The sequence below is a fragment of the Amycolatopsis roodepoortensis genome (assembly GCF_014873915.1).
Taxonomy (GTDB): Bacteria; Actinomycetota; Actinomycetes; order Mycobacteriales; family Pseudonocardiaceae; genus Amycolatopsis; species Amycolatopsis roodepoortensis.
This window is the reverse complement of sequence record NZ_JADBEJ010000001.1, coordinates 1403318-1416678: the sequence shown is the minus strand read 5'-3', so window position 1 is coordinate 1416678 and position 13361 is coordinate 1403318. Positions and strand designations below refer to the sequence as shown.

Annotated in this window: 6 protein-coding genes; 1 reads left to right on the top strand and 5 read right to left on the bottom strand. The window is 70.6% G+C overall.

From position 1 onward, the window contains the following. The first annotated feature begins 67 nt into the window (after positions 1-67). Complete coding sequence (locus tag H4W30_RS06470; RefSeq protein WP_225948795.1) at positions 68-1099, top strand: Lrp/AsnC family transcriptional regulator; 1032 nt, start codon at positions 68-70, stop codon at positions 1097-1099. A gap of 174 nt (positions 1100-1273) precedes the next feature. Here H4W30_RS06470 and H4W30_RS06465 read toward each other — a convergent pair whose 3' ends face one another. Genes H4W30_RS06465 through H4W30_RS06445 form a run of 5 tightly spaced genes read right to left on the bottom strand, consistent with a single transcriptional unit; the run spans position 1274 to position 13197 of the window. Then, positions 1274-2209 (bottom strand): TauD/TfdA family dioxygenase, encoded by a 936-nt coding sequence (locus tag H4W30_RS06465; RefSeq protein WP_192741934.1) that lies wholly within the window; start codon positions 2207-2209, stop codon positions 1274-1276. Then, entirely contained in the window at positions 2206-3471 is a 1266-nt protein-coding gene (locus tag H4W30_RS06460) for an ATP-grasp domain-containing protein (RefSeq protein WP_192741933.1), read from the bottom strand. The genes H4W30_RS06465 and H4W30_RS06460 overlap by 4 nt, the downstream gene beginning before the upstream one ends. Beyond that, complete coding sequence (locus tag H4W30_RS06455) at positions 3468-4739, bottom strand: ATP-grasp domain-containing protein (RefSeq protein ID WP_192741932.1); 1272 nt, start codon at positions 4737-4739, stop codon at positions 3468-3470. The genes H4W30_RS06460 and H4W30_RS06455 overlap by 4 nt, the downstream gene beginning before the upstream one ends. Then, the gene (locus tag H4W30_RS06450) at positions 4736-10165 is read right to left on the bottom strand and encodes a non-ribosomal peptide synthetase/MFS transporter (protein WP_192741931.1); all 5430 of its coding nucleotides are present in this window, start codon (positions 10163-10165) and stop codon (positions 4736-4738) included. The genes H4W30_RS06455 and H4W30_RS06450 overlap by 4 nt, the downstream gene beginning before the upstream one ends. After that, positions 10162-13197, bottom strand: a complete 3036-nt coding sequence (locus tag H4W30_RS06445; protein ID WP_192741930.1) for a non-ribosomal peptide synthetase — start codon at positions 13195-13197, stop codon at positions 10162-10164. Before H4W30_RS06445 ends, H4W30_RS06450 begins: the two co-directional genes overlap by 4 nt. Positions 13198-13361 lie beyond the last annotated feature (164 nt).

Below are 13361 nucleotides of genomic sequence, written 5' to 3'. Positions count from 1 at the left end.
CGAATCCGCGTCCGATATCGGGCTAGAATTGTCGGAATCGCTCAACGATCGGCCCCTGGAAGAACAAATGGTGATCGATTCGCTGGATGAGGAGGACTTTTCGCTCATCCACGCTCTGCAACTACGGCCTCGCGCCACCTGGGCGCAGCTGGGCGACGCCCTCGGCTCGTCGCCGGTGACGCTGGCGCGGCGATGGGAGCGGCTGCGTGATGGAGGCGGAGCCTGGGTGACGGCGTATCCCCGCGTGCCCGGGCGGTCCCGGGTGCAGGCCGCGTACGTCGAGATCCGCTGCGCGAGCGGCCAGGTCCGGGAACTCATCCGCGAACTGTCCACCTGGCCGTCGGTGGTCAGCATCGAGGAGGCTTCGCGCGAGTACAGCCTGGTGCTGACGGTGTTCGGCCTCGGCATGCACGATCTCTCCACCCTGCTGCTGGACGCGATCCCCGGGCTTCCCGGCGTGCTCAACATCCGTTCGCATCTGGTGTCGCGGTTGCACGTCGAAGGCAGTTCCTGGCGGGTGGGCGCACTGGACCGGGAGCGCGTGCAGGCGTTGTCGCAGCTGCCGCCGTCCGGCGGCACCGGCGGACGGCAGACGGCGTTACAGCCGTGGCAGGAGCCGTACGCCGCACTGACCGAGGCACTGGGCGAGGACGGCCGCCGCACCGCCGCGGACCTCGCCCGGCTCACCGGCCGCCCGGTGTCGACCGTCCGGCGCCAGCTCGGTCACCTGATCGCCGCCGACGCGCTGACTTTCCGGTGCGAGATCGCGCAGGGGCTCACCCCGTCGCCGATCGTCGTCAACTGGTGGTGCCAGGTTCCCGTCGCGCATGTGCCGACCTGCGTGGACCGGCTGAGGGCCAACCCGGCCATCCGTCAGATCGCGAGCCTGCCCGGCCCGGCGAACCTGCTGGTGACCACCTGGATGCGCTCGATCGAGGAGTCGATGCGGATGCAGGAACATCTGGAACAGGACCTGGCCCCGCTGTCGGTCGCCGACTCGGCCCTGATCCTGCGGACGGCCAAACGGATGGGGTGGCTGCTGGACGATTTGGGGCGCAGCACGGGATTCGTCGTCACGATGCCGGCTCGACGGGAGTGAGGCTTGTGCGGGGTAGGCGCCTGGGGTTGTGTTGCGAAAGTGGCTTTCGCAACGTCTGCGGCCAGGGCATGCGTCGCAGCCCGCATCCGACCCGGGGGGCCGAAGGCTCCTTTCGTCGCATGAGACGCGGCGAAAGGAGCTTTCAGCCCACCACCGACCCAGCCCCAAAAAAGCTCACGTCATCGCGACCAACGTCCGCCGCTTACCCGTGAACGGCTCCCGCCCATGCGCCATCAGCATGTTGTTGATCACCATGATGTCGCCCGGCTGCCACGGGAACGCGTAGCTGACCTCGTCGTACGCCGCCTTGATCGCGTCCAGGTCAGCCTGCGGGATCGGCGAGCCGTCGGCGAAGAAGGCGTTGCGGGGCAGGTCTTCCACGGGGTACAGCTCCAGCAGCGCCTCGCTGACCTCCTCCCCCAGGCTCGACACGTGGAACAGATTGGCCTGGTTGAACCACACCATCGCGCCGGTGTGCGGTTCCTCGACGAAGGAGGGACGCACGTGCCGCGTGCGCAGGCCCTCGTCGGTCCACTCGAACGTCTGCCCATTGGCGGTGCAGTAGTCCTCCACCACCTGGCGGTCGTCGGTCTGGAACGCCTCCTGCCAGGTCAGCCCGAGGCCTTCGCGGAACGCCCGGGTGTAGGTGACGCCGCCCGCGAAGCGCTCGCGCAGGTCCTCCGGCAGCAGGCGGTACATCGCGCGGCTGTCGGCGATCGGCGTCGCGCCACCGGTTTCGGCCGCCGTGTCGCACAGGAAGAACAGGCGGTCCGGCCAGTGCGCCGAGTAGGAGTTCTCGTTGTGCATCGGGATCGACTCGGCGGGCGGGTATTCCGTCGAGGTGTAGATGTTGCCCGAGACCGCCGAACGCGGCGTCGACCGCTCCGTGTACGTCAGCAGCGAGCCGCCGATCTCTTCGGTGATCTGGTTGAACACCGTCAGGTCGGCCGGCATCCCGCGCAGCAGGATCGCGCCGTGCTCACGCAGCCGGTCTTGCAGCACTTCGCGGTGCGCGTGCACCCAGTCCAGGCCCGTGTCCGCGTACACGGTGATCTTCGTGTGTTCGTTGCCCTCGATGTGACCGAGGTTCGCCGTGAGTTCGGCGGTCATGACTCCTCCAGTTCGAATCGGATCAGCTTGGCGGCCTCGGCGTGCAGCGCGGCGAGGTCTTCGGTGTCGGCGAATCCCGCGGCGAGCACGTTCACCGCGTAGATCTCCTGGTCGTCGGTCAGCAGCTGGCCGGGGCGCACGATCGTGACGACCTCCAGGACCTCGGGCAGGTCGGCGACCTCGTCGGTGCCCTCGACGCGGACCAGCCGCCCGGTGCCCTCGGCGTAGAAGATCAGGTAGCCCACCGGCACCGGCAGGCCCGCACCTCGCGCGGGCGGCGGCGTGCCCAGTGCCAGCGAAACGGCCTCGGCGATGACGTCGATGCCGGTCGCGAGCTTCAGCAGCACCGGCTGGGCGCCGCCGGCCGGGCGGCCCGCGTTCACCTCGACGATCGTCGCGCCCAGCTCGGCGTCGTCGATCAGCTCGAGATGAGCGCAGGTGTTGTCCAGGCCCAGCGCGAGCGCGGCGGCCGTCGCCGCCGCGAACAGCCGCTCGGTGTCCTTTTCGGACAGTTCGAGCGGCGGGCAGACCATGCCCAGCTCGAATTTGCGTTCGTCGATCAGCGGTTTCTCCACCACGGCCACCGGTTCCGCGACGCCGTCGCGCACCAGGACGTCGACCGCGTACTCCGGCCCACGCAGGAGGCCTTCCACGAGGAACACCTTCAGCGGGTCGATCGCCCCGACGAGACGGTGATACCGGGCGTCCTCCGACAGCGGCAACCGCTCGGCCAGCAACCGGTAAGCCGCCGCCAGATCGTCCACAGTGGACACGGTGCGGACGAGATTGCTCGCCGCGCCGTTCACCGGCTTGACGATCGCCGGGAGCCCCACCGCGGAAGCGACCGACGCCGCCTCGGCATCCGACGAGATCAGCGCGCAGCGCGGGCCGGGCAACCCCGCCGCGGCCAGCGCCTGCCGGACCGCGAACTTGTTGTGCGTCACGGTGAACACCGACGCCGGGCAGCGCGCGACGCCGAGCAGCTCGGCCGCGCGAGCGACGCTCGCGATGATCCCCTCCGCGGCGGTCATCACCCCGGCCGGACTCGCGGTCCGCTCCCGGATCGCCGCGGCCAGGGCTTCGGCGTCACGGACGTCGTCGACCACGACGACGCCGTCCACCAGCTCCGCCATCCGTGCCTGCTCGGCCGGTTCCAGGGGCTGGGTGACCAGCTCCGCCCCCAGCCCGGTCGCGCGCACCGCGGCCACGACGTCGGCGATCCACTGGCCTGCGGTCTCGCAGACCACGAACGCGGTCTTCACACGTCCTCCAGTTCCAGCCGGACGAGCTTGCTCGCCTCGGCGTGCAGGGCGGCGAGGTCGTCGTGATCGGCGAACCCGGCCACGACGAGGTTGACCGCGTAGATCTCCTGTTCGTCGGTGAGCACCTGCCCCGGAGAGACGGTGGTGACGACGTCGATCACCTCGGGCAGCTCGGCGATCTCGTCGAGTCCGCCGATGCCGGTCAACCGGCCCGAGCCCGCCGCGTAGAGGATCAGCATGCCCAGCGGGATCGGCAGTTTCGCGGGTTCCCGCGCCGGCGGCGGAGCGTCCACCGCGAGCGCCGCCAGCTCGGCGAACACGTCGATCCCGGTCCGCAGCTTCGCCAGCAGCGGCATGATCGACCCGGCGGGCCTGCCCGCGTTGACCTCGACGATCGTCGGACCTCGGTCGGCGTCGTCGATCAGCTCGACGTGGGCGCAGGTGTTGTCGAGCCCCAGCGCGCGGACGGCCGCGACCGCCGCCATGGTGACCAGCTCGGCCCGGTCGGCGCTGAGCCCGGCGGGCGGGCACGACAGCGCCAGCTCGAACTTCCGCTCGTCGATCAACGGCTTGTCGAGGATCTCGACCGGTTCGGCCACCCCGTCACGGACCAGCACGTCCACCGCGTACTCCGGGCCCGACAGCAATCCTTCGACGAGGAACGTCACCGACGGGTCCAGTGTCCCCAGTGGACGGTGGTAACGCGGATCCGCGGACTCGGGCAGCCGCGCCGCCAGATGCTCGTACGCGGCCGCCAGTTCGTCCACAGTGGACACGGTGCGGACGAGGTTGCTGCCCGCTCCGTTGACCGGTTTGACGATCGCCGGGAGCCCGACCGCCGAAGCGGTCGTTGCCGCCTCGTCGGCCGACGAGATCAGGGCGTGCGCGGGCCCGGATAGTCCGGCCGCGGCAAGGGCCTCCCGGACCTCGAACTTGTTCGCGCACAAGGCGAACACCGACGCCGGGCAGCGCGCCACCCCGAGCAGCTCCGCGGCGCGGGCGGTACTCGCGATGGCACCGTCCGAGCCGGTGAAGATCCCGGCCAACGCGCCGCCGTCGATCTCCCTGACCTTCGCCGCGACCGCTTCCGGGTCGTGGACGTCGTCCAGCGCGACGACGTCGTCCACCACGCCGTCCAGCGCCGCCCGCTCGGCCGCGTCCATCGGCGGGGCGAGCAGCACCACACGGTGCCCGGCGGCCCGTATCGCGGGCGCCACTTCGCCGACCCAGTGCCCCCGGGCTTCCCTGACCAGCACTGCGGTACTCATGCGGCTTCCTTCCCCGCGAGCTTGCGCTCCCGTTCCTGCGCCCCCACCAGGTCGTCGGGCAGCGAATCGGGCACTTCGGTGTCGAACCGGCGCAGCAGCCGCAGCGAGAACCCGCCAACGTTGATCAGCAGCAGGATCAGCGCGAAGACGACGTAGGCGAGCCCGATGCCCCGGGTTTCGCCGGTGCCGAGCACGGCGCCGACCGACCCGGTCAGCGCGCCGCCCGGCGCCAGGAGCGGCGAGAACCAGCCGACGGCCAGCGGCGCCAGCACGGCGAACCCGATCGGCAGCGTCGACCACGTGATCGTCTGGTTGATCGCGAACACCCGGCCGTGGAACCGCTGCGGCACCTTGACCTGCACCAGCGTCGCGTAGATGCCCTGCGACACGGACATCGCGGCGGCGAGGAGGAACACCCCGGCCGCGACGACGATCAGCGACGGCCGCAGGCCCATCACCAGGCTGCCGAGCGCGATCCCGACGTTGCCGACGAGCACGCCGACCATCCGCCGGTGCCGCGGTCCGCCCCACAACGCCATCCCGATCCCGCCCACCACCGCGCCGATGGCCTCGGCCAGCGCCACCTTCGCGACGTCGGTGACCGAACCGAACGACAGCACGAGCGGTGAGAGCAGCACCAGCGCGGGGGCGAGGAAGACGTTCGCCAGCGCGAAGTACAGCAGCATCGTGCGGAAGCCGCGGTGGTTCCACGAGTACCGCAGCCCGCCCGCGATCGCCGTCAGCAGTGGTTCGCGCGGGCGCCAGCCCAGCATGTCCGGGAACCGCACCAGCAGCAGGCCCACGATCGCGAACGCGTAGCTCGCCATGTCCAGGATCAGGATCCCGGACAGCTGGATCGTCGCCAGCAGCCCGGCCGCGATCACCGGCATCAGCAGCTGGGCGAAACCGGTGGACAGCTGCGCGAGACCCATCGCGTGACCGAGGTACTGCTTCGGCACCAGTTGCGCCACCGACGACTGATAGGCGATGCGCTGGAACGAAGCGGCCACCGATCCGAGCGGGATCAGGACGTAGAACAACCACAGCTGGACGTGCCCGGTGATCAGCAGCAACGCCAGTATCAGCTGGATCCCGCCGGCGATACTGCTGGCCGCGATCATGATCCGCCGCCGGTCCCCGCGGTCGACCAGAGCGCCCGCCACCGGCAGCACGAGCACGCCGAACAGCAGCGCGAGCGCCCACAGCAGGCCTAGGTCGGCGACCGAGCCCGTGCGGGTGTAGAGCCAGATCGGCACCGCGAACGACGTCAGCGCCGAGCCGGTCGAGGACACCAGCTGCCCGATCGTGATCGTGACGAACCGGCCCATGCTCGGCCGCACCACGGGTTTTTCGTCCACTTCTGCCCGGTGGGTCTCGTGCACCGCCCAGCCCGCGTCTTCACCACGGACCCGGACGTCGAGCTCGCCGGGATCGTCCAACGCCGGATGCACGCGCGTGACGATCTCCGCGAGTTCTTCGGCCCGGTAGCGCAGGAAGAAGTGCCCTGCCTGGTCGAGCACCACGAGCCCGGTGGTGTCCGTGAGGAACTCCCATTCCCGGTACCGCTCGGCGTAGAAGTCGGTGACCGGGTCCTCGGAGCCGACCACCGAAACGATCGGCGCGCGCAGCTTGGCCACGCGCGCGTCGAGCAGGCCGCTGAAGTACTCCTCGGCGGCGCGGCTGTCGGCGCGCATGTTCGTGATGATCCGGTCGGCCTGCGCCGGGTCGAGGTCGTCGGTGTCGACGCCCATACCCTTGAGCCAGTTCGAGTAGTACCGGTTGCTGCGCAGCTTCTCCAGCCGGGTGCGCAGCGTGCCCACCGCGCCCTTCATCCGGGCGAACGGGAAGATCGCGCCGATGTAGACGACCTCGAGCTCGCGGCCGCGCTCTTCGAGCATCCGGGCGACGGCGACGGCGAGCGCGTTGCCGACACCGCAGTGGCCGTAGATGGCCAGCGGGCCGTCGATGCGGTCGAGGATCTCGTCGGCCAGCCGCTCGACCAGCTCGTCGAACGGCAGGGCCTCCTCGGACAAGCCGACGTCGTGACCGGGGATGGCGACCGAGTACAGCGAATAGCCCTCCGGGAGCGCGTCGGCCAGTGGCTGGTAGACGATCGCGCTGCCGCCGCCGTAGGGGAAGCAGACGTAGGTCAGCGTCCGCTGCTTGGCCGGTTTGGTCAGCTCGTACAGCAGGTGCCGCGGCCGGTCGGCGTCGTCACCGTCCATGAAGGACGCCAGCTCGCGGATCGTGCGGTGCTGGAACAGATCCATGACGCCGACCTGACCCGCGCCCGCCTTGCCGATCCGCGCCACCACCTGGGTGGCCAGCATCGAGTGGCCGCCGAGGTCGAAGAAGTCGTCGTCGACGCCCAGCTCGTCCACCTTGAGCACGTCACGCCAGATCTCGGCCAGCAGGGTCTCGACCGGGGTCGACGGCGCGACCAGTTCCTTGGTCGCGTCCCGGGACGCGACCGGCGCGGGCAACGCCTTGCGGTCGAGCTTGCCGTTCGGGGTGAGCGGCAGCTCGTCGAGCGCGACGAACGACGGCGGGACCATGTAGTCCGGGAGGCTCTGCTTGAGCGCAGTCCGCAGCGTGCCGGGCTCGGCGTCGCCGACGACGTACCCGACCAGCCGCTTGTCCCCCGGCGTGTCCTCGCGGACGATCACGGCGGCGTCGCGCACGCCCGGCTGGGCGCGCAGGGTCGTCTCGATCTCCCCCAGCTCGATGCGGAGGCCGCGCAGTTTGACCTGGTGGTCGATCCGGCCGAGGAACGCGATCGTCCCGTCCGGGCGCCAGTGTGCGAGGTCACCGGTGCGGTACATCCGTCCACTGTGGAACGGATCGTCCACGAACCGCTCGGCCGTCAGCTCCGGGCGGTTGTGGTATCCCAAGGCGAGACCGACACCGGCGATGTGCAGCTCGCCGGGTACGCCGACCGGGCACGGCCGCCCGGCACGGTCGAGCACGTAGATCCGGATGTTCTGGATCGGCGCCCCGATCGGCACCGACGCGACGTCGGCGAGCGCGGCGGGCGTGCAGTGCCAGGAGGTGACGTCGATCGCGGCTTCGGTCGGGCCGTAGAGGTTGTGCAGCTCGCAGACAGGCAGCCGCCGCGTGAACTCGCGCGCGGCGTCGAGCGGCAGTTCCTCGCCGCTGCACACGACCCGCCGCAACGCCGTGCAGCTCTCGACCCCCTGTTCGGCCAGGAAGAGCGTGAGCATCGACGGCACGAAATGCGCGGTGGTGATGCCTTCGGACGCGAGCAGCTCACGCAGGTACGCGGCGTCCTTGTGACCGCCGGGTTCGGCGAGCACGAGCCGCGCGCCGGTGATCAACGGCCAGAAGAACTCCCAGACCGACACGTCGAAACCGGCCGGGGTCTTCTGCAGTACCGAATCGGTGCCGTCGAGGCGGTACGCGCGCTGCATCCAGTCGAGCCGGTTGACGATGCCGCGGTGGCCGTTGGGCACGCCCTTCGGCTGGCCCGTGGAGCCCGAGGTGTAGATGACGTACGCCGGGTCTTCCGGGCCGGCGAGCGGTTCGGGTGAAGTGCCCGGTTGCCCGGCCGTCTCGGCGAGGTCGTCCAGAACAACGACCGTCGCGTCACCCGGCGGCAGTGTTCCGCGCAACGCCGCCTGCGTCAGTACGACGGGCGCGGCCGCGTCCCGCAGCATGAACGCCAGCCGGTCGGCCGGATACTCCGGGTCGAGCGGGACGTACGCGCCACCGGCCTTCAGCACGCCGAGAAGCGCGACGACCAGCTCGAACGACCGTTCCGCGAACACCCCGGTGAGCACGCCCGGTCCGACACCGAGGCCACGCAGCCGGTGCGCGAGCCGGTTGGCCCGCTCGTCCAGCTCGCGGTAGGTCAGCGACGCACCGCGGAAGGTCACCGCGGGCGCGTCCGGCGTCCGGGCGGCCTGCTCCTCGACGAGCGCGTGCAGCGTGGTCTGCGGGAACTCGGTGGCCGTGTCGTTCCAGCGCTCCAGGACGAGTTCGCGCTGCTCGGCGTCGAGGATGTCCACTTCGGACAGCCGCCGATCCGGTGCGGCGACGATCGAGCGCAGCAGTGTGACCAGCCGCCCGGCCATCCCGGCGACTGTGTCCGCGGTGAACAGCGCGGTGTTGTACACGAGCTTGCCGATCAGCCCGCGTTCGAGCTCGATCGCGTGGAATTCGAAGTCGAACCGGGTCGCGGGCAGATCCATCGGCAGCCAGCGGAAGTCCACATCGGACTCGCCCGCCTCGCCCATCCGGCCCATCTCGTAGTTCTGCAGCACGAACATCGCCTGGAACACCGGCGAGCGGCTGACGTCGCGGGGCACACCGAGCGCGTTCACCAGCCGCTCGAACGGGACGTCGGCGTGCTCGAACGCGTCCAGCACGTGCCGCCGGGTGCGTTCGAGCAGTTCGGCGAACGTCGGGTCGCCTTCCAGCTGGGCACGCAGGGGCAGCATGTTGATGAACATGCCCGCCACGCCCTCCAGCTCGGGCAGGCCGCGCCCGGCCGACGACGAGCCGATCGCGAAGTCCTCCTGACCCGAGTACCGCGACAGCAGCACCTGGTAGGCGGCCAGCAGGGTCATGAAGAGCGTGACCCCGTGCTCGCGGCTCAGCTCGCCGAGGGCGCGGGCGAGATCGCGTTCGACGAAGAACTCGTGGATCTCGCCGTCGAAACTCTGCTTGGCGGGCCGGGGCCGGTCGGTGGGCAGCTCCAGTGGCTCGACCCCGGCGAGCTGCGCCTTCCAGTGCTCCAGCTGCCGGTCGAGTTCGCCGCCGGTGAGCGTGCGGCGCTGCCAGTGCGCGAAGTCGCCGTACCCGATGCTCAGCGCGGGCAGCTCGGCCGTGCCGCCGGTGCTCAGGGCGTGGTATTGCGCGGCGAGGTCACGCAGCAGCAGGTCGACCGACCAGCCGTCGCCGACGATGTGGTGCGTGCACAGGACCAGCAGGTGTTCCTCGTCGGACACCCGGGCCAGCGTCGCCCGCAGCAGCGGCCCCGTGGCCAGGTCGAACGTTTCGGCCGCGGCGGCGTCGACGGCGTCACGGGCGGCTTCCTCGCCACCTGCGTCCACGATGGACAGAGTGACCGTCACGGAGGGTTCGATGTGGACGGTCGGCTGCCCGTCCTCCCCTTCCGGGAACCGCATCCGCAGTGCCTCGTGCCGCGCCGGGAGGGTGTCCAAAGCGGACTGAAGCGCGGCGACGTCGAGCCTGCCGGTCAGCCGGATCGGGATCGGGATGTGATACGACCCGGTGCCCGGCGCGAACTGCTCCATGAACCAGACGCGTTCCTGCTGATACGACAGCGGGACGACGGCATCGGCGGGACGCGGGGTGATGGTCGCGGCCGGTTCCGCGCGTCGTCGCAGCCGCCGTTCGAGCAGGGCACGGCGCGCGGCCGCGCTGGTTTCGTCGATCGCGGTCATGAGTTCCCGCCTTCGGCCAGCTGACGCTGGACCTCTTCGTCGCTGAGCTGGTCGAGGTCTTCCTCGAGCCGCCGTTCGATCTCGGCGGCCAGCCCGGCGACCGTGGTCAGGGTGAACAGGCCCCGCACCGGGATGTCGACCTCGACCTGCTTGCGGATCCTGGCCATCGCGCGGATCGCCAGCAGCGAGTTGCCACCGCGGGCGAAGAAATCGTCGTGCGCGCCGAGGTCGTCGATGCCGAGCAGCTCGCCGAGCACTTCGGCGACGAGTTCTTCGGCCGCGGTCCGGGGTGCGACGTACGCCGGTGCCTCGCCGGGTTCGGGATCCGGCAGCGCGGCCCGGTCGAGTTTGCCGCTGGCCGCCATCGGCAGCGCGTCGAGCGACACGAACCTGGTCGGCACCAGGTACTCCGGCAACGTCTTCCGCAAGGCCTCGGCCGCTCCCTCGGTGCTGCCGACGACGTAGCCGACGAGCGTGTCGCCGCGGACCGCCACGGCCGCGTCCCGCACTTCCGGCAGCTCACGCAGCGCCGCTTCGACCTCGCCGGGCTCGATGCGGTAGCCGCGCAGTTTCACCTGCTCGTCGATGCGGCCGAGGTAGTCGAGCGTGCCGTCGCGGCGCCGGCGGACGAGGTCGCCGGTCGCGTACATCCGGCCGGACGGACCGTCGGTGAACTTCTCCGCGGTCAGCTCCGGCAGGCCGAGGTAGCCGCGGGCGAGCTGCGGCCCGGCGACGTACAGCTCGCCCGGGACGCCCGGCGGCACCGGCTGCCGCCGCTCGTCGAGGACGTACACGCGGGTGCCGGGCACCGGACGGCCGATCGAGACCGGTCCGGACGGCAGTTCGTCCCCGGGTTCGATGCGGTGCACGACGCAGCCGACCGTGGCCTCGGTCGGGCCGTACTCGTTGACGACGAGTGTGCCGGGATGCCGGTCCCGCCACGACTGGACGGTCTCGGCGGTCAGCGCTTCGCCGCCGAGCACCAGCTCGCCTGTGGGGAAGAGCTCCTCAGCGAGAACGGCGAGGTGCGTCGGCGTGGCCTTGACGAACGTCGGGCGGCCGCCGTCGACCACCGCTCCCCCGGCGGTGAGCGTGCCGAGCAGTGTCGTCACGGTGAGGTCGAACGACGCCGACGTGTGCAGCAACGCCCGCCCGGCCAGACCGGGGTACGCCTCACGCGCCCACGCCAGGTACGTGTCGACGGCCCGGTGCTCGACCTCGACGCCCTTGGGCCGCCCGGTCGAGCCGGACGTGTAGATCACGTAGGCCACGTCGTCCGGCCCTGCCGTGGGCTCCGGGTCTTCGGTGGCCGCCGCAGCCCACTCGGCCGGGTCGTCCAGGGCCAGCGTCTTCGTGTCCATTGTGGACTCGCCGGTGACCAGCACGAACGGGACGCCCGCGTCGGCGAGGATCAGCGCCTGCCGTGGGGCCGGGTTGTCCGGGTCGAGCGGGACGTAGGCCGCGCCGCTCTTCAGCACCCCGAGCACGCCGGTCAGCAGGTCCGCCGAATTCGGCACGCATACGCCGACGACGGTGCCCGGACCGGCGCCGAGCTCACGCAGCCGGTGTGCGACGCGGTTGGCTCGCGTGTTCAGTTCGGTATACGTCAGGCGAACTCCGCCGAAGTCGACGGCGGGTGCGTCCGGGGTCCGCCGCGCGTGATCCTCGAACCTGGCGTGCACGGTCTTCGTGTCCGAAGTGGACACTTCCGGATTCCAGCTGTTCAGGACCAGCTCGCGTTCCGCGTCCGACAACAGCGGCAGGTCCGCGATCGATCGAGCGGGATCGGCCAGCGCCGCGGTAAGCAGTCGCACGTACCGCTCGGCGATGGCTTCGGCGGTCTCGCGGTCGAACAGGTCGGTGCGGTAGACGAGCCTGCCGTCCACGGCGGTCAGGTCGATCGCGATGTCGTCCTTCGCGGTGGCCGAGCGGATCGGCTCCAACCCCGAGTCCGGCAGGAAGTTGAATCCCAGCTGGTACAGCGCCTGCACGCCGGGGTCGCGTTCGGCCCCGACCGCCTCGGCGACCGCCTGGAACGGCACCTGGCTGTGGTCGATCGCCTCCAGCAGCGTGGTCCGGACCCGGCCGACCAGCTCGGTGAACGCGGGCGCGCCCGAGCAGTCGACGCGCACGGCCATCTGGTTGACGAACATGCCGATCAGATCGGCCAGCTCCGGCAGGTCGCGGCCGGCGACCGGGACGCCGACGACGATGTCGTCCACTCTGGACAGTCGCGACAGGAGCGCCGCGTAGCCCGCCAGCAGCACCATGAACGGCGACGCCGACAGCTCCCGGCTCAGCTCGCCGACTCGGTCGATCAGTCCGTCCGGGAGGGTGAAGTGCACCTGGTCACCGGCGAACGTCAGCTCCGACGGCCGCGGCCGGTCGGTGGGCAGACCGTGCACCGGCGGCAACCCGGCGAGCTGCTTGCGCCAGTAGTCCAGCTGCTCACTGGATGTTTCGAGCTGCCCGCGCTGCCAGGCCGAGTAGTCCGGGTACTGGATGGCCAGCTCGGGCAGCTTCGGCTCGCGGCCCTCGAACACGGCGTCGCACGCCTCGCCCAGCTCCGTGCCCAGCACCAGCACCGAACCGGCGTCGAACACGGTGTGGTGCACGACGAACGTGAGCACCCACTCGTCGTCGGCCATCCGGCACACCTGGGCTCGCCACGGCGGCGGCGAGTCGAGCGGGACGGCCTCACGTGTGACGGCGCCGACGAGTTCGGCGAGCCGGTCTTCACGGGTGTCGGCGGGCAGGTCACGCAGGTCGTGGACCTCGGGCTCGATCGGCACCTCGGCGTGCACCACCTGCATGAGCGCTCCGCCGTCCATGCGGAACGACGTGCGCAGCGCCTCGTGCCGCCCGACGATGACACCAAGCGCGGCACGCCACTGCTCCGCGGTCAGCGGGCGGTCCAGCCGGGCCTGGCAGTGCAGGTTGTACACCGGGGACGCCGGGTCGAGCTGGCCGGACAGCCAGATCCGCTCCTGGCCGAACGAGGCCGGGAACGTCCATTCCTTCGTGTCGCTCATGATTTCCTGTTCTCAATGTCTGTTGGGGAAGCCGCGACCGCGAGAGGTAGGTCAAAGGTGGCGCCGGTTGGGGGTGTGTGGAAATAGGGACGTTGAGTGTCCCTATTTCCACACACCCCTCCTGAACCCGGCGTGACAGGGACGGTCTCGCCGGACCGTGTGGA

Bases quoted from the DNA above. Each gene is read 5' to 3' on its own strand.
- H4W30_RS06470 (WP_225948795.1), top strand. From the start codon at position 68: ATGGTGATCGATTCGCTGGATGAGGAGGACTTTTCGCTCATCCACGCT.
- H4W30_RS06465 (WP_192741934.1), bottom strand. From the start codon at position 2,209: ATGACCGCCGAACTCACGGCGAACCTCGGTCACATCGAGGGCAACGAA.
- H4W30_RS06455 (WP_192741932.1), bottom strand. From the start codon at position 4,739: ATGAGTACCGCAGTGCTGGTCAGGGAAGCCCGGGGGCACTGGGTCGGC.
- H4W30_RS06450 (WP_192741931.1), bottom strand. From the start codon at position 10,165: ATGACCGCGATCGACGAAACCAGCGCGGCCGCGCGCCGTGCCCTGCTC.
- H4W30_RS06445 (WP_192741930.1), bottom strand. From the start codon at position 13,197: ATGAGCGACACGAAGGAATGGACGTTCCCGGCCTCGTTCGGCCAGGAG.